21 protein-coding genes, 1 other RNA gene and 1 pseudogene are annotated in these 26,134 nt (G+C 44.5%); 17 read left to right on the top strand and 6 right to left on the bottom strand.

The window, feature by feature from the left end; all coding sequences use genetic code 11:
* Positions 1 to 131 precede the first annotated feature (131 nt).
* The 8 genes from FX988_RS17080 (at position 132) to FX988_RS17045 (ending at position 12,147) form a co-directional block, all read left to right on the top strand.
* Complete coding sequence (locus FX988_RS17080; RefSeq protein WP_160181304.1) at positions 132 to 1,760, top strand: TldD/PmbA family protein; 1,629 nt, start codon at positions 132 to 134, stop codon at positions 1,758 to 1,760.
* 25 nt (positions 1,761 to 1,785) lie between these two features.
* Positions 1,786 to 3,129: a TldD/PmbA family protein gene (locus FX988_RS17075; RefSeq protein ID WP_160181303.1), complete on the top strand. Its 1,344-nt coding sequence runs from the start codon at positions 1,786 to 1,788 to the stop codon at positions 3,127 to 3,129.
* Positions 3,130 to 3,195: 66 nt separating this feature from the next.
* Positions 3,196 to 3,906: a DUF4159 domain-containing protein gene (locus FX988_RS17070; RefSeq protein WP_160181302.1), complete on the top strand. Its 711-nt coding sequence runs from the start codon at positions 3,196 to 3,198 to the stop codon at positions 3,904 to 3,906.
* A gap of 79 nt (positions 3,907 to 3,985) precedes the next feature.
* On the top strand, positions 3,986 to 5,053 hold the full coding sequence (locus FX988_RS17065; protein ID WP_160181301.1) for an AAA family ATPase: 1,068 nt from the start codon (positions 3,986 to 3,988) through the stop codon (positions 5,051 to 5,053).
* Between the two features lie 2 nt (positions 5,054 to 5,055).
* A complete protein-coding gene (locus FX988_RS17060; RefSeq protein ID WP_160181300.1) occupies positions 5,056 to 5,958 on the top strand; it encodes a DUF58 domain-containing protein in 903 nt (300 codons plus the stop codon).
* 2 nt (positions 5,959 to 5,960) lie between these two features.
* Positions 5,961 to 7,628, top strand: a complete 1,668-nt coding sequence (locus tag FX988_RS17055) for a BatA domain-containing protein (RefSeq protein ID WP_160181299.1) — start codon at positions 5,961 to 5,963, stop codon at positions 7,626 to 7,628.
* Positions 7,628 to 10,030, top strand: a complete 2,403-nt coding sequence (locus tag FX988_RS17050) for a DUF4175 domain-containing protein (protein WP_160181298.1) — start codon at positions 7,628 to 7,630, stop codon at positions 10,028 to 10,030. The genes FX988_RS17055 and FX988_RS17050 overlap by 1 nt, the downstream gene beginning before the upstream one ends.
* Positions 10,027 to 12,147: a hypothetical protein gene (locus tag FX988_RS17045; protein WP_160181297.1), complete on the top strand. Its 2,121-nt coding sequence runs from the start codon at positions 10,027 to 10,029 to the stop codon at positions 12,145 to 12,147. Before FX988_RS17050 ends, FX988_RS17045 begins: the two co-directional genes overlap by 4 nt.
* Positions 12,148 to 12,217: 70 nt before the next feature.
* On the opposite strand, the gene FX988_RS17040 is transcribed toward FX988_RS17045, so the two are convergent.
* From FX988_RS17040 to FX988_RS17020, 5 genes are all read right to left on the bottom strand, one after another.
* Positions 12,218 to 12,826, bottom strand: coding sequence for a MarC family protein (locus tag FX988_RS17040; RefSeq protein WP_160181296.1), 609 nt, complete (start codon positions 12,824 to 12,826; stop codon positions 12,218 to 12,220).
* 384 nt (positions 12,827 to 13,210) lie between these two features.
* On the bottom strand, positions 13,211 to 13,681 hold the full coding sequence (gene ybaK / locus FX988_RS17035) for a Cys-tRNA(Pro) deacylase (RefSeq protein ID WP_160181295.1): 471 nt from the start codon (positions 13,679 to 13,681) through the stop codon (positions 13,211 to 13,213).
* A gap of 32 nt (positions 13,682 to 13,713) precedes the next feature.
* Positions 13,714 to 14,940: an FAD-dependent monooxygenase gene (locus FX988_RS17030; RefSeq protein WP_160181294.1), complete on the bottom strand. Its 1,227-nt coding sequence runs from the start codon at positions 14,938 to 14,940 to the stop codon at positions 13,714 to 13,716.
* 40 nt (positions 14,941 to 14,980) lie between these two features.
* Entirely contained in the window at positions 14,981 to 16,312 is a 1,332-nt protein-coding gene (gene pepP / locus FX988_RS17025; RefSeq protein ID WP_160181293.1) for a Xaa-Pro aminopeptidase, read from the bottom strand.
* A 14-nt stretch (positions 16,313 to 16,326) separates the two neighbouring features.
* Positions 16,327 to 16,896 carry a UPF0149 family protein gene (locus FX988_RS17020; RefSeq protein ID WP_160181292.1) on the bottom strand — a complete coding sequence of 190 codons (570 nt, stop codon included), beginning with the start codon at positions 16,894 to 16,896 and terminating at the stop codon, positions 16,327 to 16,329.
* Between the two features lie 215 nt (positions 16,897 to 17,111).
* Here FX988_RS17020 and ssrS point away from each other — a divergent pair.
* The 7 genes from ssrS to FX988_RS16985 all read left to right on the top strand — a co-directional run bounded on the left by ssrS (position 17,112) and on the right by FX988_RS16985 (position 22,600).
* Positions 17,112 to 17,293: non-coding RNA, 6S RNA (ssrS, locus tag FX988_RS17015), on the top strand.
* Positions 17,294 to 17,457: 164 nt separating this feature from the next.
* Entirely contained in the window at positions 17,458 to 17,868 is a 411-nt protein-coding gene (locus FX988_RS17010; RefSeq protein ID WP_160181291.1) for a hypothetical protein, read from the top strand.
* Between the two features lie 94 nt (positions 17,869 to 17,962).
* Positions 17,963 to 18,859, top strand: coding sequence for a ribokinase (locus tag FX988_RS17005; RefSeq protein WP_160181290.1), 897 nt, complete (start codon positions 17,963 to 17,965; stop codon positions 18,857 to 18,859).
* Positions 18,860 to 18,880: 21 nt separating this feature from the next.
* On the top strand, positions 18,881 to 19,816 hold the full coding sequence (locus FX988_RS17000) for a nucleoside hydrolase (RefSeq protein ID WP_160181289.1): 936 nt from the start codon (positions 18,881 to 18,883) through the stop codon (positions 19,814 to 19,816).
* A 161-nt stretch (positions 19,817 to 19,977) separates the two neighbouring features.
* The gene (locus tag FX988_RS16995) at positions 19,978 to 20,547 is read left to right on the top strand and encodes a 5-formyltetrahydrofolate cyclo-ligase (protein WP_412761907.1); all 570 of its coding nucleotides are present in this window, start codon (positions 19,978 to 19,980) and stop codon (positions 20,545 to 20,547) included.
* 124 nt (positions 20,548 to 20,671) lie between these two features.
* Complete coding sequence (gene rpiA, locus FX988_RS16990; protein WP_160181287.1) at positions 20,672 to 21,328, top strand: ribose-5-phosphate isomerase RpiA; 657 nt, start codon at positions 20,672 to 20,674, stop codon at positions 21,326 to 21,328.
* Positions 21,329 to 21,511: 183 nt separating this feature from the next.
* Positions 21,512 to 22,600, top strand: coding sequence for a hypothetical protein (locus FX988_RS16985; protein WP_412761906.1), 1,089 nt, complete (start codon positions 21,512 to 21,514; stop codon positions 22,598 to 22,600).
* 224 nt (positions 22,601 to 22,824) lie between these two features.
* Here FX988_RS16985 and FX988_RS16980 read toward each other — a convergent pair whose 3' ends face one another.
* Positions 22,825 to 23,289, bottom strand: coding sequence for a hypothetical protein (locus tag FX988_RS16980; protein WP_160181285.1), 465 nt, complete (start codon positions 23,287 to 23,289; stop codon positions 22,825 to 22,827).
* Positions 23,290 to 24,026: 737 nt separating this feature from the next.
* Between FX988_RS16980 and FX988_RS16975 the strand changes: the two genes are divergently transcribed.
* Together FX988_RS16975 and FX988_RS16970 are read left to right on the top strand one after the other, a co-directional pair.
* Positions 24,027 to 24,983, top strand: coding sequence for an IS110 family transposase (locus FX988_RS16975; protein WP_160181284.1), 957 nt, complete (start codon positions 24,027 to 24,029; stop codon positions 24,981 to 24,983).
* 868 nt (positions 24,984 to 25,851) lie between these two features.
* Positions 25,852 to 26,088, top strand: a pseudogene (locus tag FX988_RS16970) (IS4 family transposase); the annotation flags it as partial.
* Positions 26,089 to 26,134: the final 46 nt, after the last annotated feature.

The raw sequence follows: 26,134 nt of genomic DNA, 5'->3' as shown, positions 1-26,134 counted from the left end.
AGCGCGACTCACCGACTTGAGTGGATCGCGCAATACTCTACACTGAGCCCTAACCGCATTAGCGTAAATAAACTTCATAGAAAGTCATAAAAATATAATCATAACAACACCTAACCTAGGGGACAGAACATATGGAAAGACGCGACTTTATTAAGCTAAGTAGTGCCGGAATGGGCACGCTTATGCTACCAGTATCGGGAGTGGCTATCTCGGCCGATCAGCTTCTCGATAAACCCATGGATGTAACCTATAAAAAGAAGTTGGCTGATATCGCATTAAACGCCGCAAAAGCAAAAGGGGCGACCTATGCCGATGCCCGTATTGGCCGTTACTTAAACCAATTTGTGACGACACGTGAAACCCGCGTCGACAGCATAACCAATACTGAATCTGCGGGTATTGGCGTACGTGTTATTGCTAACGGTACATGGGGCTTTGCATCAACCTCAAATATGACGCCTGACAGCGTAGCCAAAGCAGCAGAACAAGCTGTCGCCGTCGCTATGGCAAATTCAAAGTTTCAAACTACACCGGTACAACTCGCTCCTGTGAAAGGGGTGGGTGAAGTCAGTTGGCAAACACCTATTAAAAAGAATGCCATGAAAGTCCCTATTCAAGACAAGGTCGATTTACTATTGTCAGTAAACGATGCGGCGATGCAAAACGGCGCGAGCTTTATCAGTTCACGTTTATTCCTAGTGAATGAGCAAAAATATTTCGCTTCTACTGATGGATCCTACATCGATCAAGATATCCACCGCCTATGGGCCCCCTTTACCGCCACAGCTGTAGGGGAAGACGGCTTCAAACAGCGCTCTGCTTTAGGTAACCCCGTGGGTATGGGGTATGAATATTTAGACGGTTTAGAGAAAGACAAAGTGCGTGTTCAAGGGGCAAACGTTGGCTACCATAACTCCTACGATATGGTAGAAGATGCCGCAGCCGCTGGTAAACAACTACAAGCCAAATTAAAAGCGAAATCGGTAGAGCCCGGCAAATACGACCTCGTGCTCGACCCAGCTCACTTAATGCTGACTATACACGAATCCGTCGGACACCCTCTGGAGCTAGATCGCGTACTGGGCTACGAAGCAAACTACGCTGGTACCAGTTTTGCCACCCTAGACAAATGGAAAAGCGGTGATTTCCAGTATGGGTCAGATATAGTCAATCTCTATGCAGATAAAAACCAACCCAACACCTTAGGCAATGTAGGATACGATGACGAAGGTGTTAAAACCAAAGAATGGGACTTGATCAAAGACGGTATTTTGGTCAACTACCAAGCCACCCGAGACCAAGTACATATGCTTGGTCAAAAAGAGTCACACGGCTGCAGTTATGCACAAAGCTGGCGCGATGTGCAGTTCCAACGTATGTCGAATGTGTCACTTCGTCCAAATGAAAAAGACTTATCCGCTGATGATGTGATTAAAGACGTTGAAAAAGGCATTTATATTGCTGGTCGCGGTTCTTACTCTATCGATCAGCAACGTTATAATTTCCAATTTGGTGGGCAGTTATTTTATGAAATTAAAGACGGCAAAATTGTCGATCAAATTGAAGATGTGGCATATCAATCTAACACCCAAGAATTCTGGAATAGCTGTAGTCAGTTAGCAGGTAAATCTGATTATAGAGTAGGCGGTTCGTTCTTTGATGGTAAAGGCCAGCCTTCACAAGTGAGCGCGGTTTCTCATGGTTGCCCAACCACGAGATTCGACAACATTAACGTGATTAACACAGCGCGCAACGTTTAAGCAGCTCACTAGGAAGGAAAATATAATGACCATAATTACTGAACAACACGCCAAAAAGCTGCTGAGCAAAGTCCTAACATTCTCAAAAGCCGATGAATGTGAATGCAATTTAGAAAGCAAAGTAGGTGGCAATATTCGCTATGCCCGCAACACTGTGTCAACCTCAGGTCAAGAAAGCGACCTTATACTTATCGTGCAATCCACCTTTGGTAAGCGCACAGGCACCGCCACCATTAATGAGTTCGACGATGCTTCCCTTGAAAAAGTGGTACGCCGCTCGGAAGAGTTAGCCAAACTTGCTCCAGAAAACGAAGAGTTTATGCCTGTATTTGGCAAACAAAAATACGCTAAAGCAAATACCTACTTTGAATCTACTGCCGATGTAACCCCAGAGGATCGCGCTCAAGCCGCTTTTGATAGTATTGAACCATCTAAAAAGAACAAGCTTATTGCGGCAGGCTTTTTAGAAGACGCCGTAGAAATGAGCGCAATTATGAACAGCAAAGGTTTGTTCGCGTACAACACAGCTACCCAGGTAGATTTTTCTGTCACTATTCGTACCGAAGATGGTAAAGGATCGGGCTGGGCATCAGGAGACTACAGTGACGTGAAGCTGCTCGATACTGCTAAGTTGTCCTCTATTGCCATTCAAAAATCGAAAGGCTCAGCAGATGCTAAAGAAATGGAGCCCGGTAAGTATACGGTTATTCTTGAACCTGCAGCCAGTGTGGGTCTGATTCAAAATATGATGCGTGCGTTTGATCAACGCTCTGCCGATGAAGGACGTAGTTTTTTAAGTAATAAAGTAGCCAAAGGGTCTAAAGGTGAAAATGCGCCGAAAAACAAATTGGGCCAGAAAATGTTTGACGAACGTGTCCATATTCACTCTGATCCTCAGCATGCAATCGCCCCAAGCGCGCCCTTCGCTGGCAATGGTTATCCATTGAATAAAATCGATTGGATAAAAGACGGTACGATTAAAAACATGCCCAACTCGCCATACTGGGCAAAACATACGAAAAGTGACTATATACCAGCCAATCGTAATTTTATTATGGACGGTGGTGATCAGTCTCTTGAAGATATGCTCAAGAATACTCGCCGGGGCGTACTAGTCACCCGCTTGTGGTACATACGCGGCCTTGATCCACAAACTTTGCTGTATACAGGTTTGACCCGCGACGGCACATTTTATATTGAAAACGGCAAGATCAAATACCCGATCAAAAACTTCCGTTTCAATGAAAGTCCGATCATTATGCTCAATAATATCGAGGCGCTGGGTGAACCACAGCGGATTGAAGGCTGCATGATACCGCCTATGAAAATTCGTGACTTTACGTTTAGCAGCTTGTCTGACGCAGTATAAGTCGCTTTGTCTCAGGCTCGTAGGAGCCTGAACTCATCTTCAACATTTTTGAACGTGTGCCAAACCATGAGTATGCCCCGCCGAAAATTTATTAAAAACGCATGTATAGCATTCGCTGCACAGGCGTTTTTTCGTGGCGCTAATGCATGGGCGCAGAGTAGTGATTACGATTTCTATTTTACTCGATTAAGCTATGAATCCGGTGATTGGGAGGTAGATGAACGGATGCCTGCCAATGTGCTTAACTCATTGATTGAATACACCAGCCTGAGGGTGGATATAAAAGAGCGCATTATTCCCCTGTCAGATCCCGCCATGCTTAACGCACCTTTTTGTTATATGGCTGGGCACAGATTGGTGCAATTTAGTGATGCCGAGGCCCAGAACTTTAAGCAATACGTTGAAAATGGTGGCTTTGTTTTTGTAGATGATTGTAACCACGATATTGATGGAATGTTTGCCAAAACCTTTGAAGCACAAATGCGCAGCCTGTTTGGGGAAGATGCATTGCAAAAGATCCCTAATGATCATCCAATTTACAGTGCTTTTTTTACCTTTGACGGGCCACCACGTACTTCTATTGAACTCAATGGCTGGGGTGATGACTTGGTTCACAACTACCTGAAAGCCATCATAGTTAACGGCAAAATTGCGGTGCTATACAGCAATAAAGACTTAGGCTGCGAATGGGATTATGATTTTCGTAACAAGCGTTGGCTCAAAGAAGACAACACAAAATTCGCGGTGAATATCGTACTTTATGCCATGACCGCCTGAGCTTATATAAACAAGAACAGCGTGCTAATCGAGCACGAAGAATAGTCGGCCAACCAATAAGAATTAAGGTAGTAACCTCATGAGTACCACGAACAGTTTGCCCTCTCAACCACAGAGCCTCCCCCTTGGTGAACAAGATATTATACAGCTACTTTCCAAGCTGGCCGATGTGACTGATGAACTTGGCCGAGTGATCGTTGGCCAGCGCAGCGTTGTTCAGCAATTGATAGTGGCTATGCTAGCTGGTGGCCATTGTTTACTAGAAGGCGCCCCAGGATTAGCTAAAACCTTAATGGTCAGTTCTTTAGCCAAGACCCTAGAGCTGGATTACAAACGCATTCAATTTACACCGGATTTAATGCCAAGCGACATCATAGGCACAGAAATACTGGAAACAGACCACGACAGTGGCGAGCGCTTTTTTAAATTCAAACAAGGTCCCGTTTTCACTCATATTTTATTAGCAGATGAAATAAACCGTACCCCACCAAAAACCCAAGCAGCACTACTAGAAGCCATGCAAGAGCGCACCATCAGCTATGCCGGCAATATTCACCCGTTACCAAAACCCTTTTTTGTTTTGGCTACTCAGAATCCCGTTGAGCAATCAGGCACCTATGCCCTGCCTGAAGCACAACTCGACCGCTTCTTAATGTTTGTGCGCGTGGGTTATCCAAGTGCAGAAGAAGAAATTGAAATTCTAGCCCGTACCACAGGCACCCAAAGCGTTACGCTAAAAGAAGTACTGCATACGGAAGAAATACTGACATTGCAAAGCCTAGTGCGCCAAGTGGACATCGCATCTGAGCTACTGCAATACATCAGTCAACTCGTGCGCGATACTCGCCCAGATATTAGCGGGAACCAAAGCGTGAAAGAGTTTGTACGTTGGGGCGCAGGGCCACGCGCAGGCCAAGCAATAGTATTGTGCGCCAAAGCCAATGCCTTGTTAAATCAACGTTTTGCTGTGACCTTAGAGGATATTCGTAGTGTGGCTCACGGGGTGCTGCGCCATCGAATATTGCTTAACTTTCAAGCTCAGGCACAAAACATGGATACAGATAGCGTAATTGATCATCTGATTAACCATACGCCTCCCCCTGAAAGCCCATTGGTTACAAACACATCATCTAGTAACGCAGGCTAAACATGCAGCAATGGATTGACCCGCTCACGCTTTCACGCGTGAAAGACATGCCTTTAGTCGCCAAAACCGTCGCCGAAGGTGTGCTACACGGTCTGCATACCAGTGTTCAAAAAGGCTCGGGAGTTGAGTTTAGCCAATATCGTAGCTACGAGCCTGGTGATGAACTAGGTAAAGTCGACTGGAAACTCTTTGCTAGGTCAGACAAATATTTTGTCCGCGAAGCCGAGCGTGAAAGCGATACGCAAATTTGGCTAATGCTAGATACCAGCCTCTCGATGTTGCAACAATCAGCCACCAGTAAAGCGCAAAACGGCTGGCATAAATTAGACTACGCCCGCTATTTTTTAGCGACTATCGCTTACATTGCTCAGCAGCAAGGTGACGCTGTAGGCGTAATCGGTTTATCTGATGAGCGAATTGATATACTGCCTTGTGGAACCGGTCAACAACACTGGCACAAACTCATGTTGACTCTGAGTCAACTTACTGTGGGCAAGCAATTTCCAAATAAGGCAAGGCTAACGGAATCCCTGGGAAATATTCATCCCCAAGGTTTGATATTTTTGCTCAGTGATTTTATGCAACAAGAAACCGAGATCTTAGACTTTATACAGCCACTAAATTACGGCCAGAATGAAGTCGTCGCCATGCAATTAGTTTGCGATGATGAGATTAATTTTCCCTATAAAGGCGCTATAAGAGTCGAAAATCCAGAAACTAAGGAGCAACGTCTAGTTTCAAGTTCTGAAGTGAAAGCGCAATATTTGGCGGCTTATGCGCAGCATCAAGCCACATTGAAAAGTCGCTTGGAGCAACACAACATTGCGCTTTTTAGGGCCAATATTGATGAACCTTTAGACAAAAGCGTGCACGCCTACTTGGCGTCCCGCTCGGGGAGAAAATAACCATGGGGGCAATGTTTAACGCGCTAAACAATATTGTGCTTTCTCCACTATGGTTGTTGGGTATGCTCGCTGTCATTATTCCCTTAGCCATCCATTTTTTCAGTAAAAGTAAAGCGCCGCTCATTTCATTTGCTCAATACGCACTTATCCCCGCAAAACGAAGTCGTGTGCCCAACGCGTTGCGCCTAAGTCAGTGGCTGCTGCTGTTGTTACGCATGATGATAATCGTACTACTTAGCTTGGCGCTGGCTCAGTGTATGCGGCAGCCAACCGAGAACAGTGAAACACGGTATTTTTTAGTCAGCCAAGATTGGCTGCTTCATGCCAGCGAAAATGATAAACAAAGCTTTCTAGAAACCTACAATCAAACCCAAGATGCAACTTCAAGCAGGTTGGTTATTCTTGGCGCTAATGCGAGCAATAATTTGAACGCTAACCTGAGCAATGAGCAGCCAGAAGCGTTAAGTGAGTACGCGATCAATGGCAGTAACAAATTAACTCTCGAGACGTTAACGCAGATTACTGCAGCCAACGAAAACGCTGAATTAAACGCTCAAAACAACGCTGAACCTTCTCTGCCTCAAACGACAATATGGCAGCAAGTAGCTGATTTTATCGCCACTCATCCAGCACTGTCGCCTAGCCAAGTGCAGATTTTTACTACCAATGGATTTTCTCAGTTCAATAACGACAAAGTAAACCTTCCTGAAACCTTAAGTTGGCACATTATCAGCGCAGAAAATTTAACTCTCACGGAAGAAAAATCGAAGATATTGGTGCTAACATCGTCGAAAAGTCATGTTCAAACACAAAATTTAACGGCCGCTTTTGACGCACTCAATCGTGAGGCGAACCGTGAACTATCAGTGGCTCATCTACCCGCTTCGACACCGATTTCACTTGAGCAACTCAAGCCATACGACTGGGTATTTTATCTAGCTGATGCTGAGTTCAACTTAGAGCAAGTACAGGCTTCGGCTCAGAAAAAGATCCTCAACCTATATGTACAACAAGGCGGAAATTTATTCATCACAGCAAATAACCAGGTTGTCAGCACAGGCAAACACTCTGTATTCATCAAGCAAAGCGGCCTGCGGTATAACGAGATAACCATTCGCAAAGTAGGCGCTGTAGCTCTAGGAGCCAAGGACATAACCGCCAGCGAAGACGAATCGCCCACCAGCAGCAACTCTCAAGTCATCTGGCAAACAAGCGATCAGCAGCCCTTATTAACAAGAATAATAGCCAACACCACCGAAACTACGGCAACTAACCATGCTGGCAACGGGCACCACAGGGGTCAAGTTCTAGCGTTTAACAGCCGTTTCGAACCTAGCTGGACCAATTGGGTAACTCAGTTGGACTTTCCATATACCCTAGATGCACTCATGAACGAGTCCCGATATCAGCAAACGTATGAAGCGCAGGTGACTTTGCATGCAGCGCAAATAGCGCGTGAGGAAGCAACAAAATCGGCAAAAGCCAATAGTAATAACCAAGCACAGCAGCAAGATGAAAACGAGCCTGTACAAAGCCTAGTCACGCCCATTAACTCTCAGCGCGACCACCAAACCCATTATTGGTTACTCACTCTGCTCGTTTGCGCGTTCTGTCTTGAGCGCATTGCCAGCGAATACGCCGTTAAAACGAAGGGCGCAGGGACAAGCTAATGGCAAACCATTTTCAGCGTCATAAATCACCTGCCCCAAATGCCGAACAGGTACGACAAATAAACGCCCTACAGCAGGTAGTTCGTACCAGCAAAAGGCGCAAACTCATCCAACACATGCTGTACTGCTTACCCGTTTTGCTGCTGTTTATGCTGCTATTAGTAGCTGGCCTTTATCTTGTCGATAGCACTGCCTTTATTTTGCAGCCTTTTGTCATTGGTTCACTGTTCTTTATTGGCTTAGCGCTGTGTTTACTCGCGGGAGTTTATCGCGCTTCTTACAGAGCAATTACCCCACACAATGTCGCCAAGGATCTCAATCGGCGGTTTCCCTCATTAGAGGAAAGCTGTCAACTTGTGCTGGTAAAAGATCAACACACCCTGAGCGTATTACAACGCTTACAGTACCAGCGCAGTGCAAAGGCACTGGATAAATTAATTGAAGATAAAAATACGCCACTCGCTCCCCGCTATCCGTTAAAAACAGCTTTAGTGCTTAACCTCGTGACAGCCCTGCTTTGCCTCTTTGCGGCAAATTTCATCTGCAACTTTGCGCCCCCCCCCCGAACAGAAGAGCTCGCCATTAGCAGCACACAAAAGATAACCGATAGCTTAGACAACGATGCGTTGTCGAAAATCACTGATGCAAGGGTCGTTGTTACTCCTCCTAACTACGCCATTGGCTTTAATGGTTTTAAGCGTAATCAGACTCAAACATTAGATATGCAGGTGCTTGCTGGCAGCGAAGTAAAATGGCAGCTAGCGTTTTCCAATGTTCCACAAGGAAAAAATCCGCCCTATTCAATCCAAGTCAACAATACCCAATTACCTTTAGAGCAAACGCCAGATGGTAAGCATACTGCCAGCACAGTGATCATGCACGCTGCGGTGTATCAGGTATTAGATCCACGACAACGAGTGATTGCTGTGCATAGCATCAAAGTTGTCCCTGATGAAGCGCCAAAGATCCGTTTTGTTGCCCCACAAACGACCATCACTGAAGTTAAAAGCCAAAGTGATAACAATGAACCCAGTATTTCTACCCAAGTCGTGATCAGCGACGACTTTGCATTAAGTAAAGTGGAAATATTAGCGTCAGTCGCCAAAGGGTCGGGGGAGTCGGTTAAATTTCGCGACAGTATTTTTGCGTTTGATACCATCAACACCATTGATGGACAGCAGGTGTATAGCAAAGAGTGGGACCTATCCGCTTTAGGTATGGAGCCAGGAGATGAGTTGTATTTCAGTGTTAAAGCTTGGGACAACCGAGGAAATCAGCCCCAATTAACACAATCTTCAACGAAAATTATCCGCTGGCTCGGTGAAGACACTGATACGGTGTTCAGTGAGGGCTCCGTCATTGACAACATGCCAGCATATTTTAAAAGTCAGCGACAGATCATCATCGACACAAAAGCACTTATTGCACAGCGCTTGTCATTAACCGAGCAGGAGTTTAACCATACCTCCCAGGCATTAGGCGTGGCTCAAGCTGATTTAAAACACAAATACGGACAGTTTGTTGGAGATGAAGTCAGTGGTATCACCCGTACAATGGAAGATGGCGCAAGTCAGCAGCAAAATAATCGACATGGTGCTGAAGAGGCGCACGAAGACCACAGCGAGCATGAAGAACCGGCCGAAAGTAGCCACGAAGCTCATCAACATGAAGGTGAGCATGGCTTGACTGAAGATAAATCAGGTTATCAAAGCATTATTGAGCAATTTGGTCATGCCCACGGTGAAACTGATGTGGCCATTTTTAAAACCCCTGGTGGCATAGAGCAAAACCCAAGAGTAATGATGAAGCGCGCGATCGCCTACATGTGGCAGGCTGAAGGCCAGTTGCGTTTAAATCGTCCGCAAGACGCCCTGCCCTTTGAAGAGCAAGCATTAATATGGTTAAACCGCGCTAAAAAAGCGGAGCGAATTTACGTAAAACGCTTAGGGTTTGAGCCACCACCCGTTAGCGAGCAACGCCGCTACCAAGGTGAGTTAACAGATATTAATACTGACGCTCAACATACGCCAAACGTCACAAACGATACAGATGTGCGCACTCTGAAAAAGACGATTGCGGTTTTAAACGCGCCCCTACGCGCAAATACTCCATTCAACGAACAAGAAAAAGCGCTGCTATCCCAAACAGAAGCTCTGCTAAATAGCTTGCTAGCTGAAACGCCTGAGGTCATCGACGCTTTGGCATCTTTGACGCAAATTCAACGTAGCAATCGGCGTAACCCTAATCAATGTTCTTCATGTTTGCCACGCTTAACTGGGCAACTTTGGCGTTTACTGCCGTCGCCGCGTTATCAAGTGCAACAGCCTACAAAGCTCTATAGTGATACTCAGCCTGCCATCAAGCAATTTGCTGAATTTAAACAGCAACAGGAGGCGCAATGAATTGGCAGCTAGCCCATATAGGCCCATACACGCTTAACACACCTGACGGCATGCCGTTAGGTTTATGCTTGCTTTTAGGCGCTATACTGCTGCTTGCATGGGTATTTAGCAGCTTATTCATGCTCAAAAAGGCACCAAAGGCCCCTAGTGAGAAGTCGCTGTTTACAGGTGCTCGTGCCACTTTATTGCTCAGTATAAATACCTTGGCGTTTATTTTTTTACTTGGAACCCTGCTTGATATTACAAGCACTAGCACACAAACAATACGCGCTGTTTTAGTCACTAAGGGCGCCACACCAGAATTACTGGACTCCCTTAAAAACCAAGCCCCGGAAAGCATTAATATTGAAGCCAACACATCTTGGTTTACTATGCTAACTGACTTGCCCATTGAGCAAGCACAATATTTACCCTCTGCATCTTTATTGCCACGAGCGATTGGCGAATTAAACGAGCTAATCGTAGTCGGAGACGGCCTAAGCCCAGCTCAATGGCAATCATTATTTGCCGCCGCTAAAAACTGGGGCTCTCCTAACCAAAGTAACATTGCCATCACCTTTGTGCCCAGCAATAAAGCGGTGGGCATAGGGGAATTAACTTGGCAAAAACAGCTTACCATGGGCGATACATTGTCTATTCGCGGGACGCTACAAAGTGCAGATGAGCAAGGGCAAGTTGCGGCTGAATCCTATTTATTGCAACTCATCTCCCCAAGCGGAGAGGTAGAGCAAACACAGACGCTGAAAAGCGGCCAACCTTTTACATTAAAGGCACGCCCCAAAGCTGCTGGGCAATGGCGTTATGAGTTGCGATTACAAGACAAACGCACCCAAGCTTTAATAGAACAAAGCGATATTGCCATATCGATTAGTGAAAACAGCTTACCCGACGACACACCCAGCGATACACCGGACGAGCTACAAGTAAATACGCCGAGACTTGCTATTTGGCAATCTTCCCCTTCTTTTGAAACCAAGCATTTAAAGCAGTGGGCCAGTGCAACAGGTAGCCCAGTCACAGTCGTCAGTCAAATAAGCCAAGATGCTTATCAGCGCCAGTATGTTAACCAACCTAAACCCGATACAGGCACAGAGAATCAAAACCGCGATCCGTTTTATCAATCCAGTACATTGGACAATATTGATCTGCTTTTTATCGATGGTCGCGGCTTAATTAGGTTATCGTCTTCGCAGCGAGCGCGCTTACGCCTAGCTGTTGCCAATGGCCTTGGGCTGCTAATACTTGCTGATGGCAATCTAGTCGCTAATCAGAACACTGCATTAACTGAAGCATTGCACCTGCCGCTATTACGTGAGGATAAACAAGCAAAAGATGCGTTTTCCATCGTCTATCCTAACTCGTCAGCACAAAGCCGCACTGATGCCACCTTAACCACAAGTGCCATCCGGTTTGATGGTAACGAAGGCGATACGCTGTTAGCCGCCCCCAACGGCCGCCCATTAGTGAAACGTCAACCCCTTGGCCTTGGCCACGTCGCGGTGACGTTATTGCCTCGCACCTACGAATGGAAATTAAACCAAACGAACGGCGCCTATGAGCAATTGTGGCATTACTTAGCACAACAAGTAGCCCGAAACACACAAGATGATTTCTGGTTACAAGAACAAAATAACCAGCTGACTTTTACTAACAAGCAAAGCCAAGCCTGCCTGCGTACCAGCAAGCTTAGGCAAGGCGCTCATGGAGTAATAGAATACATTGATCAGCAATCAGGCGAGATAGCGCAACAACCTCTGATCTTAAATCAACGCCCTGACCAGCCTAACATTTGGTGTACACATTACTGGCCATCCTCTCCAGGTTGGCTGCGGATATCATTAAAAGGTCAACAAGGGAATTTGAATGAACAGCAAATCTCATCACTAAAAACCACAAACGCTCCCTTGCTAACCCCTGAGCAATACCGCTATGTATACCCTGCTACAGATTGGCTTGCTCAGCAACAAGCATCTAAACATAACGCCAGTAAATCAGTGGCCGCGCTGTCAAGCGAGCGCCAAGTCGATACAACTGAAGTGCCGATTAACAAAGGGCTGCTTTTTGCCTGCTTAGTCTTTTTATTGAGCCTATTGTGGATAGCACGTCGTTTGCTTTAACGTCATAACAAACGACGACGAAGAGATGAATGAAAGTACTCGCTGGGTAGCATTACCCAGTTAGTGAGTTTTACAAGGCGAAGTAGGTCTTGATCCCTTCTAAAATACTGGCAGTCGCTACAGAGGCTAATATAAGTCCCATAACACGGCTGACAATATTCGCCCCACCATTACCAATTAGTTTATGGATCGGCGCTGCGGCTAACAGCAATATCAACGTAATGGCCAGTACAGATAACATGATACCCGTTGTCGTTGCCTGTTCTACTAGGCTATAACGGTCGTTTTCTGTGAGCATCACCGCCGCTAGCATCGCACCAGGGCTAGCGATAGAGGGCACGGCTAATGGGAAAATAGCGGTTTCGGTGACTGTTTTCGCCATCCGCAATTCACTTCTGGCTTTTCCTTCACCAAATATCATTGTTAATGCAAATAAAAACAGAACTATGCCACCAGCAATTTCAAAAGCTGAAAGCGGGATCCCCATAGCTGATAACACATATTCACCAGCAATAATAAAAAACAACAAAATGCCCGCTGCCGCGATAATCGCTTTATACGCTATATGACGCTTGGCTTTTGCGTCAAAACCTGTGGTGGTAGCGATGAATACGGGCACACTACCAATGGGGTCGATAACGGCAAAGAAAAAAATGAAGATGGGTATTAATTCGCTCATATGGCTCCTACAAGAGAAAAGTCATGGAGTTAGGGTTAAATATTAACCCAACAATAAAGAAAGGTGTTACAAAATTAGACGGCGAAAATTAACTCCTCAAAGATCTTGTTAGTTGTGAAAGATAGCACGATTAAGGCCAGTTTAGCGAAGAATAAGTGTGAGATAATGTATCTAGCTTCGGCGAAATTGCGCCAATCAGCGTTAAAAAGAAGAGAACTTCATGTATGACTAAAGGCACACAAAACTAGCGACAACAAAGCAAAGGTTATGCTCAGCCATGAACGACCAGACACGGCTTTACCCAGCAATTTCGCGCTTTGTTCTCACCTATGTCATCTTAGCCAGTGACTTTACAACCGCTACTCATCAATAGCGGCAGCATCGCTATGATTGACACAAAGGAGCAAAGCGAGTGGATAACACATTAGCCAGCACACTTGGTGATAAACCAATTTCTAAGCCACGCTTACCTGCACTCACGTACATGGTTGATAGGGTTTTGGCCGTGTCATCGATTAAGGTCAGCAATCGCTTCTTTTGCCCGAGAGGGCTCACCCCACCAAGCACATAACCGGTTACCCGTTCTACTTCGGCTTTATCTGCCATTTGCGCTTTTTTGGCGCCCGCGGCTTTAGCCAGTAGTTTCATACTGAGCATTTTTTCAACGGGCAATATCGCTACACACAAGGTTTGAGAATCTAACTTAACCACCAAGGTTTTATACACCAAGTGAGGGGCTAGATTGAGTTTTTCTGCTGCTTCTAAACCGAAGGATTCCGCATTGGCATCATGCTCGTACTGCAACACTTCATGGGCTATTTTTTGCTTGAGCAGTAAATTAATCGCTGGGGTCATAGTGACACTGTCCTTGTCCGTTAACGTTCAACCTAAGAGGCTTGCTTCGTCAATTTATGTTGCGCTAACAAGGGTAACTCCCCCCCTAGACCGGCTGCATGTTGAACAATTTTCTGTTTAGCTTTGGGCAAATGATTCATGGTACTAAGACCAATATCTCGGGCTAACTTTTGTACTGGGTTTGCCCCATCAAACAGACGTTTGAATGATTCCATGGTGGCAATCATTTTCACCGTCTCTGTTTTACGCCAGCGCTCATACGCCCGTAAACTTTTAGTCAAACCGATGTCTTTGCCTTGCTCAGCAATTTTAATGACCTGTTCGGCTAAAGCGACTCCATCCATAATCCCTAGGTTAGCGCCCTGCCCTGCTAAAGGATGAATGGTATGCGCAGCATCGCCAACTAAGGCAACTCTATCTGTCACCCACTGGCGTGCGTAACGCATTTTTAAAGGAAAGCTTTTACGTTCACTGACTAACTCACATCTGCCTAAACGCATATCAAAAGCAGCCATGAGTGATTTTTCGAATTCCTCTTCACTAAGGGCTAACAAAGCTGCAGCCTCGGGCTCTTGCTGAGACCACACAATAGAACAATGATGTTCATCCCACAGTGGCAAAAAGGCTAATGGCCCTGTTGGGGTAAAGACCTGTCGAGCTGTGTTATCGTGAGCCATTTCAGTTTTAATCGTGGCAACGATGGAGTGATGCTCGTAATCCCAAAACGTGAGGGGTAAATTCGCGTTTTGGCGCACCATAGAATTTGCACCATCAGCGCCCACCACTAACCTAGCGGTCAGCATAGTTTCGTCATCCAAGGTTAAGAAACTCTCTTGCTGACCAAATACCATGTTTCTTACTTTATTAGGCGCCAACAGGGTAACGTGCTCGCTTTGTTCGGCTTTCATCCATAGGGCTCGGACTAGATTTTGGTTTTCGACCACGTGACCAAGGTAGGCCTGGCCCACTTCATCGTGAGAAAACCCAATGCGTGCAAAGCTATCTTGATCCCACACTGACATTTTTTCATACGCACATAAGCGGTTATGCGCTAGCAAAGGCCAAACCCCTAGGTTTTCCATCACAGTCTGAGTAGCAAGCGTAAAAGTACTGACTCTAAGTTCTGGTTTATCGCCCAGGGCTTGACCGCCCTTCTGGGCGTCAACAACAGCGACATTGAGCTCGCCCGTCGCCAATGTTAACGCCACGGTTAAACCCACTATGCCACCACCGACGATAACTACATCATAACTTTGCATTTGTTGCTGTCCTACTTGATTGAGCGATACGCTAACCCTGTTAATGAATAAACGATTCGGCCATTAACGCTTCGATCTGTGAAACTTCTTTGGGCACATCGCCAGTGAGTATCTCATGCCCGGAGTCGGTAATAAGCACATTATCTTCGATACGGATCCCGATACCACGCCAACACTGGGCAACAGGCGCATCTTTAGCCACATAAATACCGGGCTCTACGGTTAGTACCATCCCCGGCATCAATGGCCTGTCACCATCGGATGCTTTGTAATGACCTACATCGTGCACATCAAGCCCGAGCCAATGACTTAAACCATGCATGAAAAACGCTCGATAATGTTGTCCGTTGATGTTTTCTTCTAGGGTGCCTGACAATAAACCTAACTTGAGTAACCCTGTTGTTATACACTTAATCGCGGCTTTGCTCGCCTCACCGATAGTCTTCCCTGGCATGATACACGCGAGGGCAGCATTTTGTGCATCAAGCACCAATTGATACAACTGGCGTTGCTGTGATGAAAACCGCCCTGACACGGGAAACGTGCGAGTGATATCAGCGGCGTATCCCTGTAACTCACAACCCGCATCTATCAATACCAACTGGCCTTCTTTTAGCTCAGCATTATTTTCAGTGTAATGGAGAATACACGCGTTTTCTCCACTGCCCACTATGGTGCTATACGCTGGGTGTTTTGCCCCGCGCATGGCAAATTCATGATGCAGTTCCGCTTCTAATTGGTATTCAAATCGCCCAGGCCGAGCGAATGCCATTGCCCGCATATGGCCTTTGGCACTAATTTGCCCAGCTTGGCGCATAATCTTTTGTTCATATGGGGATTTTATCAAACGCATTTCATCGAGCAGTAAACGGCTGTCAACAATACTTGAAGGGGCCGTTTGACTTTGCTTTGGCGCACTACGCAGTTGCTCGACACAATCAAGCACCCGCTCTTCACAGTCTTGATTGTGCCCTAGCGCAAAATACAATTGCTCATGGCCATTCATTAATTCCACTAAGCGCTCATCCAGTTCTTCGGTATTAAAGGCAATATCAAAGCCGAATGTGCGTTTGGCCTCCCTAGGTCCAATGCGCTTGCCTTGCCACATTTCAATATTAGGGTCTTTGTCTAAACAAAAAAGCACAGAGAGCCCATTGGGATATTCAGATGAGTTTGTCAGTACCAAATAAGCATCAGGCTCTGGGAAGCCACTCAGATATTCGAAATAACTATCTTGGCGAAACGGAAATTCAGTATCTCGGCTGCGGGTCACCAGCGTACTACTTGGCACAACACAAATACTATTAGGTTGCATTTGCGCCAATAAGCGATGACGTCTTTGTGCAAATTCATTTTTATCAAACGCTGTCATAAGAATAAGTGAGCCTAATGCACCGTTTTAGGTTGGCTTTGCTGCTCTTCTGGTGACTGGCCTAATTCGTTGAAACACAGCATGGCGCTAACGCGCACATATTCAATGACTTCAAAAAGTGCTTGTTCAAACTCTTCACCTTCAGCCATTTCTTCATCCATGCGCGCAATTTCAGCAAAGTCTTCTAATGCTTCTTTTACATCAGGTGAGCACTTAGTTAAATCATCTTGAAATAACCCAAAGCCGAGCATAAAGCCTTGCACCCACTCTAGTAACGCTTGGCCACGCTCGTTAATCGGTGCTGCGTCATCGGGTAAGCACAGTACCAAGGAAAAATCGCTTTCTACCAATTGCTGGCACGTCTGATTATACAAATGGCCTAATTGTTCTTGGACTTCTTTTGCTAAGGGCTCTCCTTGGTTAACAAAATCAGCTATGGCTTCAACCCAGTCCTGGGCTTCTAATGGCATTCCGCCACCTAGCATGCCGCACAGTACACCTTGAATTTCTGCGGCACTGGCCAAAATATTATTGCGCTGCAGCGCTGCGGTAATCTGTTCGTATTTTTGTTCTTCAGTATTCAAAGCGTTATCCCATTTGGTTAATGGCTTAATTCTAACATCATGGTTAATTTAGGTCATGCAAAGCACGAGAGTAATTCATACCTCACATCAAAATGAAATTGGACAAGCGCCCCCCGTCCCATACTATAATGGCGCCGAAATCGAGGTTATGAGTGCGATTGCAGCAAAAACCAACGATTTTCGTTTAAACCATACTCAACAATGAGTATGTACAAGGTCTCCTGGAATGTTTGCCAGTTCAGTAATGTCCCTGGCCGATGCTTTTTACCTAGGAAGTTGATTCCATCGCTATTGTGCAAGCTCGGCTCGTATCGAGACGCCTACGGCAATGATGATACTTCCGCCCTGAACTTTCGGTTCACGGGCGAACACCGAACAGCGGCATTTTGGGAGACACCCTTCATATCATGTGTAATGAAATGTTTATTTTTATTACCTAGTGCATTTTGACTTCAAGGATGAAAAAATATGCGCTTCATTGCGTTTAACTTTATTACGTTCAACTTCATTACGTTTAAACTCAACTACGTTTAATTTCAATTACGTTTATAAGTGGCTTTCATGAATCAAGAAGCAATAATACGCCAGCGAGGTGCCGTTATCGTTGATGCTTTGAATGGCGTGGTGAAATGGAAATATGACGATTTTAATCGTGCCCTTTTGGCTGAATTTTCAGTTGACAAGGCAGACTACGTCAATGCGATTGTGAAAGAGCATTATGATGTGGAATGGCACGCTAAAAATGTCAAACAAGCACCCGATTTGATGAAACACTTAGCAGGGAAATATGCCGTCTTAAGCAAAAAGCAGAGACTATATTATCCTGCAAATACTCCTCACCCAGATGTTATGTTGGCGTGGTGGCCTTGGGGACACGGGGCAACGGTATCTGTGCGCTTATTTATGGTCAGCCAAGAGCCATTTGTTTCACCAAAACCATTACTGAAACGAATTTTCCCGTTTCTGAAATGAAAAATAAGCCCATTTTGTTACTTATTTAGGACAGCTAAGACCATTCTCGGTTAGAATAACGCCAAAATAAGTCTAACTCTTGGAATTAACCTATATGGCAGTTATTAACTTTGGTTCTATTAATGTGGACCATGTTTATCAGGTAGATCACTTTGTGCAGCCTGGTGAAACCCTAGCCTCAACACATTATCAATGTTTACTTGGCGGCAAAGGTGCGAATCAATCTATTGCACTTGCTAAAGCGGGAGCTGAAGTACGTCATGTAGGACGTATCAACGAGTCCGATGCTAACTTCAAGCAAGTCATGATCAAGCACAATATCAACTGTAAGTATGTAGCCTGTACTGACAGCCCTTCGGGTCATGCCATTATTCAAGTCACTCCCACCGGCGAAAATGCCATAGTGTTGTTCGGCGGCGCGAATCATGAAATATCACCGAAAGATGTGATGGCAGCCCTTGATGGTGCCAAGTCGAGTGATTGGGTGTTAACCCAAAATGAAACAAGCTCAATAGACGAAGTGCTCAAGCAAGCAAAAGAAGCCGGTTTAAAAGTCGCCTTCAACCCTGCGCCAATGACCGATTCAGTTAAACAATTACCAGTAGACTGTATCGATTTACTGATTGTCAACGAAGTCGAGGCCGAAGAAATTTCTGGTCACAAAGATATCGATGCTATGGAAAAATATTTCCAAACAAACTGGCCTAATTGCGAAATTATTATTACTTTAGGTAAAGCAGGTGTTTGTATGCTCAAGAATGAGCGCAGAATTGAAGTGGATGCTTTTGTAGTGGATGCGGTAGACACAACCGCCGCTGGTGACACCTTCATTGGTTTCTTTCTCTCCGCGTATAGTGAGCATACTGACGCGAAAACTGCACTCACGCGAGCTTGTGCTGCATCGGCCTTAGCTGTTACCCAAGTGGGTGCAGCCCAATCAATTCCAGATGAAGATCAAGTTAATCGCTTTCTTGCTAAACATCATAGTTAATACACTTTCAACGAGGACTTTATGAGTCATAAAATAATTCTTGATACTGATCCCGGTATCGACGATGCAATGGCGATTTTTTTCGCCTTTCAATCTCCTGACATAGATGTACTTGGTTTAACCACAGTTTACGGAAATGTTCCCGTTGAAATGGCAGCACAAAACGCGTTAACCCTATGTGAAATGGCGGGTGTAGATATTCCCGTATGTAAAGGTGTGGGGATGCCATGGGTTGGCCCACAATCTAAATATGCCCATTTCGTGCACGGTAACGACGGCTTTGGCGACGTGTGTCCTGAGCCATCAAAACGTGAATTAGATCCACGCTCTTCTGCACAATTTATTGTTGATATGGCGCGTCAATACCCTGGTGAGATAACTGTAGTGGCCATTGGCCCCTTGGGCAACCTAGCGTTAGCCCTGCGTTTAGAGCCTGAATTACCTAAACTGTTAAAAGGCGTTTCTATTATGGGTGGCGCTGCATTTGTACCCGGCAACGTAACTCCTGTGGCAGAAGCCAATATTTGGAACGATGCCTACGCAGCCGAAATCGTTTTTGCTGCTGATTGGAACCTGACCATGTTTGGTTTAGACGTAACCATGACGGTGCCATTCGAACCGGCATTTTTAGAATCACTGCGTGAAAATAACGCCAAACTTGGTGGCTTTGTGCATGATGCAGCTCAGTTCTACATGGACTTTTATTCGCAAAATCGTGAAGACCGCGTGTGTTTCTTCCACGATGCTATGCCTATCGCCCATTTAGTTGACCCCAGCCTGTTCGAGATTGTGCGTGGTCATGCCCGTGTATCAACCGACCCGCTTAACATAGGTCAAACTTCTGTTGCCCCTGAAAATACCACTGCCAGCCCAGATTGGTTAGGGGCCCAACAAATAGATGTTGCGGTAAAAGTAGACAAAGAGCGTCTGACTAAACTGTATATAGATACCTATTAGTCTGTACTGGGTTAAATTGATGCTGCATCTATGCCTGATGCAGCATCAAGCTTACGTAACCCATGAACTTGTGGGATCATTCATTATTATGTTCTCTAACCAGCACTTCAATCCGTATTCTCATGTCAGCACCTAGCACACTTCCTAGCAATCGAAGTCAGATGCGTAAACACTTTCGCAGTCTGCGCAATAGCCTAAGCCAAACTCAGCAGCTCGATGCCAGCGAACGGATTCTGGTGCAAATTAATGCTTTAACACAATATAGAAATGCAAATGTTATCGCTTGTTACCTAGCACAAGATGGCGAAATAGACTTAGAACTCCTCATTCAAGATGCGTGGCAACAAGGAAAAACTCTGTGCCTCCCAGTACTCCACCCTTTTTGCAAAGGGCATTTGGTGTTTGTGAAGTATCAGCAAAACAGTAAGATGGTTACCAATCGCTTCGGTATACCCGAGCCCAAACTCAATGTGGCTGATATCGTGCCTATATCACTGCTTGATATTGTTTTTACACCTTTAGTGGCTTTTGATGACTCAGCCCAGCGCCTCGGAATGGGCGGCGGCTTTTATGACCGCACGCTTGCCCCTATGATACGCAATGAAATATCACCACAAGTATATGGCGTTGCCCATGACTGCCAAAGGGTTGATGAAGGTTTAGTGAATGAAAAGTGGGATATTCCCATGCAAAAAATTATCACCCCTTCATCCATCTTTAACGCCTCGTAACCCTGCTCATTTTTGCAAACTGACCACGCGCCATCACTGCGTTTAACCTTAAAGCCGAACATTCCTAGCTTCTATCAATGCCTTGGGTATAATTTACCCATTCCTCGCTCATCAGAAGAAAAAAATGAATCAAGACGATAAGAAAAAAGCGGTCGCTCAAGCGGCAGTAAGATACGTTGAACAAGGCTCGATTGTAGGTGTTGGCACAGGCTCTACGGTCAATTACTTTATTGAAGCTTTAGCACCAATAAAAAATGATATAGCCGGTGCGGTATCCAGCTCAGAAGCCTCAACCGAGCGCTTAAAAGCACTCGGTATAGAAGTATTTGATTTGAACTCTGTTGACCAGCTTTCTGTGTATGTAGATGGAGCAGATGAAATCACTGAACACCGTCATATGATCAAGGGTGGCGGAGCAGCATTAACTCGTGAAAAAATCGTCGCAGCTGTCGCGCAAAAGTTCATTTGTATTATTGACGACACGAAGAATGTAGATTTACTAGGTGCATTCCCTCTACCAGTTGAAGTGATCCCCATGGCCCGTTCATACGTGGCCCGTGAAATCGTTAAGCTAGGGGGCGATCCCGTTTATCGCCAAGGCGTAGTAACTGACAACGGCAATGTTATTTTAGATGTACACAACTTAACCATTCTTAATCCCGTTGAATTGGAACGACAACTAAACAATATTGTTGGCGTCGTTACCAACGGCCTATTTGCCATGCGTGGAGCCGACGTGGTACTCATCGGTAGCGACGAAGGCATTCAAGTAAACGAATAGTAAATACCAGCCCTGACGGTTCAACAGTAAAACGCCATCCTGAGGGGTTTTACTGTGTTCCTCTGTTAATTGTGTGCGCAAATGTACACAAAACCGTCATAAAACCATGGCAGACTGGCCTACCAACTCATTTAACTGTCATTTTTTGTGTCAATTCACCTAGATTCTATCAAAACGCGCCTAGTGTTAATTATAACCATTTGTGTATTTGGCATGCTGTTGTTAGTCGCCAGTCAAATTTTTTACACTCAAAAGCTGGTAGATTTAAACGATAAGAATAAATCGCTGTTGCGCTTAGGCCAAGATTTCTTACAACTAAGACGTCACGAGAAAGACTTTTTGCTGCGCCTAGATTTAACCTACGTAGACAAGTTCAACCTGCAAGCAGAGCAGTTTTTAAGGCAGCTAGCAGTGGTGCAATCAGCAGATGAACAATCGGTATTAAACCAAGATATATTCAATCAACTTGCAGATAGCTTTCCTTTATATCAACAACAGTTTACGACGCTTGTTCAAACACGCATTGCCATGGGCTTAAATGAGAACATCGGTTATCAAGGTGAATTTCGTGAGGCCACCCACAAGTTAGAAGCGAAAATAGCTGACGCTAATATGCTCTACATGCACCAAGTTCTGTTACAGATGCGTCGCGCTGAAAAAGACTTTTTACTGCGCAAAGACATGGAATATGTGGATAAAGAGCTTGGACTCTACTCCACTTTACGCCAAAGTATTGAAGCGTTACCCGCTAAGGTACATGCGCAATTTATGCCCCTGTTAAGCCAATATCAACAACACTTTATGCAATTAGTCGATGCATATCGCCAAGTGGGGTTAGATCACGAGAGTGGATTGCAAGGACGCTTTCGCAACCAAGCTCATTTAGTAGAGCAGCACTTTTCAAACCTAGATCAACAGCTTCAACAGCAAGTTGACGATGCACAGCGGCGAGTTGAAATGACCAGTATTATGATTATGCTTGTCACGTCTGCGGTTTTGATAATTTTACTCATTCGCAGTTTTCTTACCCTGCAACGAGCGTTTAGTCATTTCGTAATGTTCTTTTATCGCTGCAAGCGAGAGTATCAACATATGGATGAGAAAAGCATGGGCTTTTCGGAGTTCAAATACTTGGCTGCAATAGCGAATGAAATGATCGACTCCCGTCGCCAAATGGAACGTGAACTAAAAGCCGCTCAAGATGAAATAAGTCGCTTAAAACAAGTATCTACAGCAACGCAATCTAGGCAACCTGAACTCAAGAAATCTTAACTTAATGTCAGGTTCGTTAAACAAAATGCGGCTCAATCTAACTGTCGTCTATGTGCAAAAAGAAGTCGTTGGGGACATTCAGATTTTAATTGAACTATCACCCTAAAGTGGACATTAACACCCCAAGAAGGGGCAATAACATGTGGGCTAAAATTCGGAACGAAGTGACGGGAGTCCACGTGTTATTGTCCCAGTGAGCGCCAGCGAACGACTACAGTTGTTTGTTATGCCTCTCCCTCATATTGCCCCAATATCGCAGATACTACCAACTCTTCTTTTACGCCACTACCTTCAATTTGATCTAGACGGTTACGCAGCAGATAAAACTCGCTTTCCGATTTTATTTTACCGCGCTTGATAATGCGCTGAACTCTACTACTTAGCTTTTCCTGGTAGTTGGGTACTATCTCATTTAGTGTGCTGTAGTAAGTTTGAAACGCTGTTTCACGGAGGCTTGGCTTCATTTCCTCGAAGAACAAGGGCAACTCGTTCACCCCCTGTTCTAGTCCTGTAGCAATTACCGATTTAGGGGCTGGAAAATTATTGTTTGCTACCCAAACACTAATTTGCTTAACAGAATTTGAAAAACCATCGATTAATGGTTGTACCTCTTTACTTCCTAGATCTGACAGCTCCGCAACCAACCTCTGGCATATTTCAAAATAAACATCGAATTTTGTTTTACGCATAAGCTTCAATTTTCCGAAAGGCATAACGCTTAACACATGGGGATTTTCGGAGCGCTTTACCAGCGAGTAAAATTCCCACCATGATGTTTTTGTTACATTTCATTTCCTTACAGGTCCTAAAAAAAGTGTCCAACAATCGCTATATAACCTTTCCTTAAGACTAGGGTTATTGCGAACAAAAGGACGCACAATTATTAATAAAATACTCTTAGAGCAAAGAAGAGCCAAAAATATTAAACCTAGTAACAAACTGACCGAACCGCCATGTCTGTCAAATGAAATGTCGCCATTAGATATCATTGTCAGAGGCCAAATACTGACTAAAACTGCGAGCACTAAAAGCACGATATTGAACAATAACTTCCTTTTTATTGAACGTCTCACTTAATCCCCCTTGAAATATAACGCCTCAATAATAAGTGAGCCAAATGTGGCGGGCGATTTGCTCCGCAAATGGCATGACATGTTTAGCGAATCTTAATTTATTGACTTGTATGGATAATAACTCAGGTAAATCATCCTGATTTTAGTCGGGGTGAGGTAAAGTGAGACCCAAGCTTTAGCTGCAACTAAAGCCTTCTTTTGTGGTAGTTCGATTGATTGATGGCTCCTCAGTTGAGAGACCGATAACAAGAAAGAACGCCACAAAGGACTCCAAGCAAAACACTCGAATAGTCTACTGGGTTTTCATTGCACCGGTCACCGGACCGCATTATGCAAGCAAGAGTTAGCTTATTATGAATACAAAAACAAATCAAAGCGTTAACGTGGGTGTCGATACGGGCAAGTTTCAATTAGATATTTACATCCGCCCTCTCGATATTTTTTTCACCGTTTCGAATGATGAAAAAGGCATTAAAGAAGCCATAAAAATAATCAAACAACACGCACCCGGGCGCATTATTATTGAAGCAACAGGCCGTTTAGAAATGCCATTTATTATCGCATGTGCAAATGCTAATTTACCCTTCGTTGTTGCCAATCCTATTCACATTAAACGCTTTGCTGGGGCGATAGGTCAGCGGGCTAAAACAGACAAACTAGATGCTCAACTGATTGCGCATTACGGTGAGGCTATTCAGCCTAAATTATCTCAACTAAAACCAGATACCATGCAGGCTATGAGTGATTTAGTTGCAAGACGAAATCAATTGCTCGTCATGCAAACGATGGAAAAAAACCGCCTGCAAATTCTACCAAAAGAACTCGCTATGACCATCAAACCTATTCTCACCGTCTTTAAAAACCAGATAACCAAAATTGAAAATAAAATCGTCGCGCTCATAGAATCTTGCCCTGATTATCAAGCGAAAAACTGCATCTTACAGAGCATGAAAGGAATCGGAAAAATAGCCTCCGCTTCCATCATCAGTAACTTGCCAGAGTTAGGTTACATGACTAACAAACAAGCCTCTGCATTAGTCGGTGTGGCTCCCATGAATCGAGAAAGTGGGCGCTATAAGGGATTGCGGAAAATCCAAGGTGGCAGACATCAAGTCAGAACCGTTTTGTACATGGCGATGATGTCAGCAATACAAAGTAACCCCGTATTCAAGGAAACTTATCAACGATTAGTCGCAGCGGGTAAGCCTAAGAAAGTGGCTATTATTGCCTGCATTAGAAAGATGGTTGTTATCTTAAACTCAATGCTCAGAGACGGGGTTATGTGGGAAGCGCCAAAGGCTACAAATTAGCTATTGACGCCATAGTCTCTTGTTATGTGTAAAATCCTTCATACTACAACCTATGCCGAAAAACCGTAGGATTTAATGTTGAATGATGCAATAACCAAAACGCAATGACGCCAGCTGGGCCACTTATGAATACAACTAAAAACCAAATAAATAATGGAAACAACACTAAATCTTTTTCTACGTCAGACTTGTAATAACCCGCATATTTAAAAAGCGCTATAAGTGACGCTATCCATACGCACAAGAATGAAGCCGCAAATAACATTGGCAGAAGACTGAAGATCGAATACATAATTTAAAAATTCCTTTTACACATAACGCTTAACATATGGGGATTTTAGGAGCGCTTTTTCAGCGAGTAAAATTCCCACCATGATGTTTTTGTTATGTTTCATTTGCCAGCCTTCTCATCCTTAACAACGACGCTAAGTGAATGAGTAAAAGCCCTGGCAGTATTAATGCTTGTTGAAAGCTTAAACCAAGCACATTCTCAGTGGTTGAAATCTGCTTTTCGATCGATTCGTTCTCAAATCTAATTAAATTAAGAGCAACCTTTGAGTCAATTGATCCACCTGACCGAGCAATTATCTCATTAACCAATAACATTCTTTCCTTCGTTTGTTCTTTAAATTCAGGAATTAGAATCTTCGATGATATATAACTCGGAGACATCAAAATGAATATTGAATATGAGACAAGCAGCAAAAAAGAAAGCCAAACAAATTTATTCCGCACGATTACATCCCTGAAACATAACGCCCACATCTAACGAATCCCCTCATAATTATGAGCAGAAACAATGATATAGACACGCATGGCGCTATTTGATCTAATAAATTTCGCCAAAAACTAACCAGATAACAACACCATGCGTGATATTCATATCTTACACGATTTACTTAATAAGCAATGCCCTAATCTGCATGCCAAACGTCTTTCCTCTTTGATGGTTGCCACTCAATCTTTGCTAGATGGTCAGCAACTGTCGTTGACCGAATTAAGACGAAATATCTCAGGCTCCGTGGCCCCGAAACACAATATTAAACGCATCGACAGGCTGCTTGGTAATAACAACCTACATGAAAAGAGAGACACCCATTATAAAAATGGTCAATTTTCAGGGCTAAACTACAATCTATTCATGTCACATT

Source organism: Paraglaciecola mesophila (assembly GCF_009906955.1).
In the GTDB taxonomy this organism is placed as follows: Bacteria; Pseudomonadota; Gammaproteobacteria; order Enterobacterales; family Alteromonadaceae; genus Paraglaciecola; species Paraglaciecola mesophila_A.
Note: the sequence above shows the minus strand (reverse complement) of the source record. Positions and strands in the feature narration are given on the sequence as shown.

Excerpts from the sequence above, each read along its gene's own strand:
- FX988_RS17080 (WP_160181304.1), top strand. The coding sequence starts at position 132 with ATGGAAAGACGCGACTTTATTAAGCTAAGTAGTGCCGGAATGGGCACG.
- FX988_RS17075 (WP_160181303.1), top strand. The coding sequence starts at position 1,786 with ATGACCATAATTACTGAACAACACGCCAAAAAGCTGCTGAGCAAAGTC.
- FX988_RS17070 (WP_160181302.1), top strand. The coding sequence starts at position 3,196 with ATGAGTATGCCCCGCCGAAAATTTATTAAAAACGCATGTATAGCATTC.
- FX988_RS17065 (WP_160181301.1), top strand. The coding sequence starts at position 3,986 with ATGAGTACCACGAACAGTTTGCCCTCTCAACCACAGAGCCTCCCCCTT.
- FX988_RS17060 (WP_160181300.1), top strand. The coding sequence starts at position 5,056 with ATGCAGCAATGGATTGACCCGCTCACGCTTTCACGCGTGAAAGACATG.
- FX988_RS17055 (WP_160181299.1), top strand. The coding sequence starts at position 5,961 with ATGGGGGCAATGTTTAACGCGCTAAACAATATTGTGCTTTCTCCACTA.
- FX988_RS17050 (WP_160181298.1), top strand. The coding sequence starts at position 7,628 with ATGGCAAACCATTTTCAGCGTCATAAATCACCTGCCCCAAATGCCGAA.
- FX988_RS17045 (WP_160181297.1), top strand. The coding sequence starts at position 10,027 with ATGAATTGGCAGCTAGCCCATATAGGCCCATACACGCTTAACACACCT.
- FX988_RS17040 (WP_160181296.1), bottom strand. The coding sequence starts at position 12,826 with ATGAGCGAATTAATACCCATCTTCATTTTTTTCTTTGCCGTTATCGAC.
- ybaK (WP_160181295.1), bottom strand. The coding sequence starts at position 13,681 with ATGACCCCAGCGATTAATTTACTGCTCAAGCAAAAAATAGCCCATGAA.
- FX988_RS17030 (WP_160181294.1), bottom strand. The coding sequence starts at position 14,940 with ATGCAAAGTTATGATGTAGTTATCGTCGGTGGTGGCATAGTGGGTTTA.
- pepP (WP_160181293.1), bottom strand. The coding sequence starts at position 16,312 with ATGACAGCGTTTGATAAAAATGAATTTGCACAAAGACGTCATCGCTTA.
- FX988_RS17010 (WP_160181291.1), top strand. The coding sequence starts at position 17,458 with ATGAATCAAGAAGCAATAATACGCCAGCGAGGTGCCGTTATCGTTGAT.
- FX988_RS17005 (WP_160181290.1), top strand. The coding sequence starts at position 17,963 with ATGGCAGTTATTAACTTTGGTTCTATTAATGTGGACCATGTTTATCAG.
- FX988_RS17000 (WP_160181289.1), top strand. The coding sequence starts at position 18,881 with ATGAGTCATAAAATAATTCTTGATACTGATCCCGGTATCGACGATGCA.
- FX988_RS16995 (WP_412761907.1), top strand. The coding sequence starts at position 19,978 with ATGCGTAAACACTTTCGCAGTCTGCGCAATAGCCTAAGCCAAACTCAG.
- rpiA (WP_160181287.1), top strand. The coding sequence starts at position 20,672 with ATGAATCAAGACGATAAGAAAAAAGCGGTCGCTCAAGCGGCAGTAAGA.
- FX988_RS16980 (WP_160181285.1), bottom strand. The coding sequence starts at position 23,289 with ATGCGTAAAACAAAATTCGATGTTTATTTTGAAATATGCCAGAGGTTG.
- FX988_RS16975 (WP_160181284.1), top strand. The coding sequence starts at position 24,027 with ATGAATACAAAAACAAATCAAAGCGTTAACGTGGGTGTCGATACGGGC.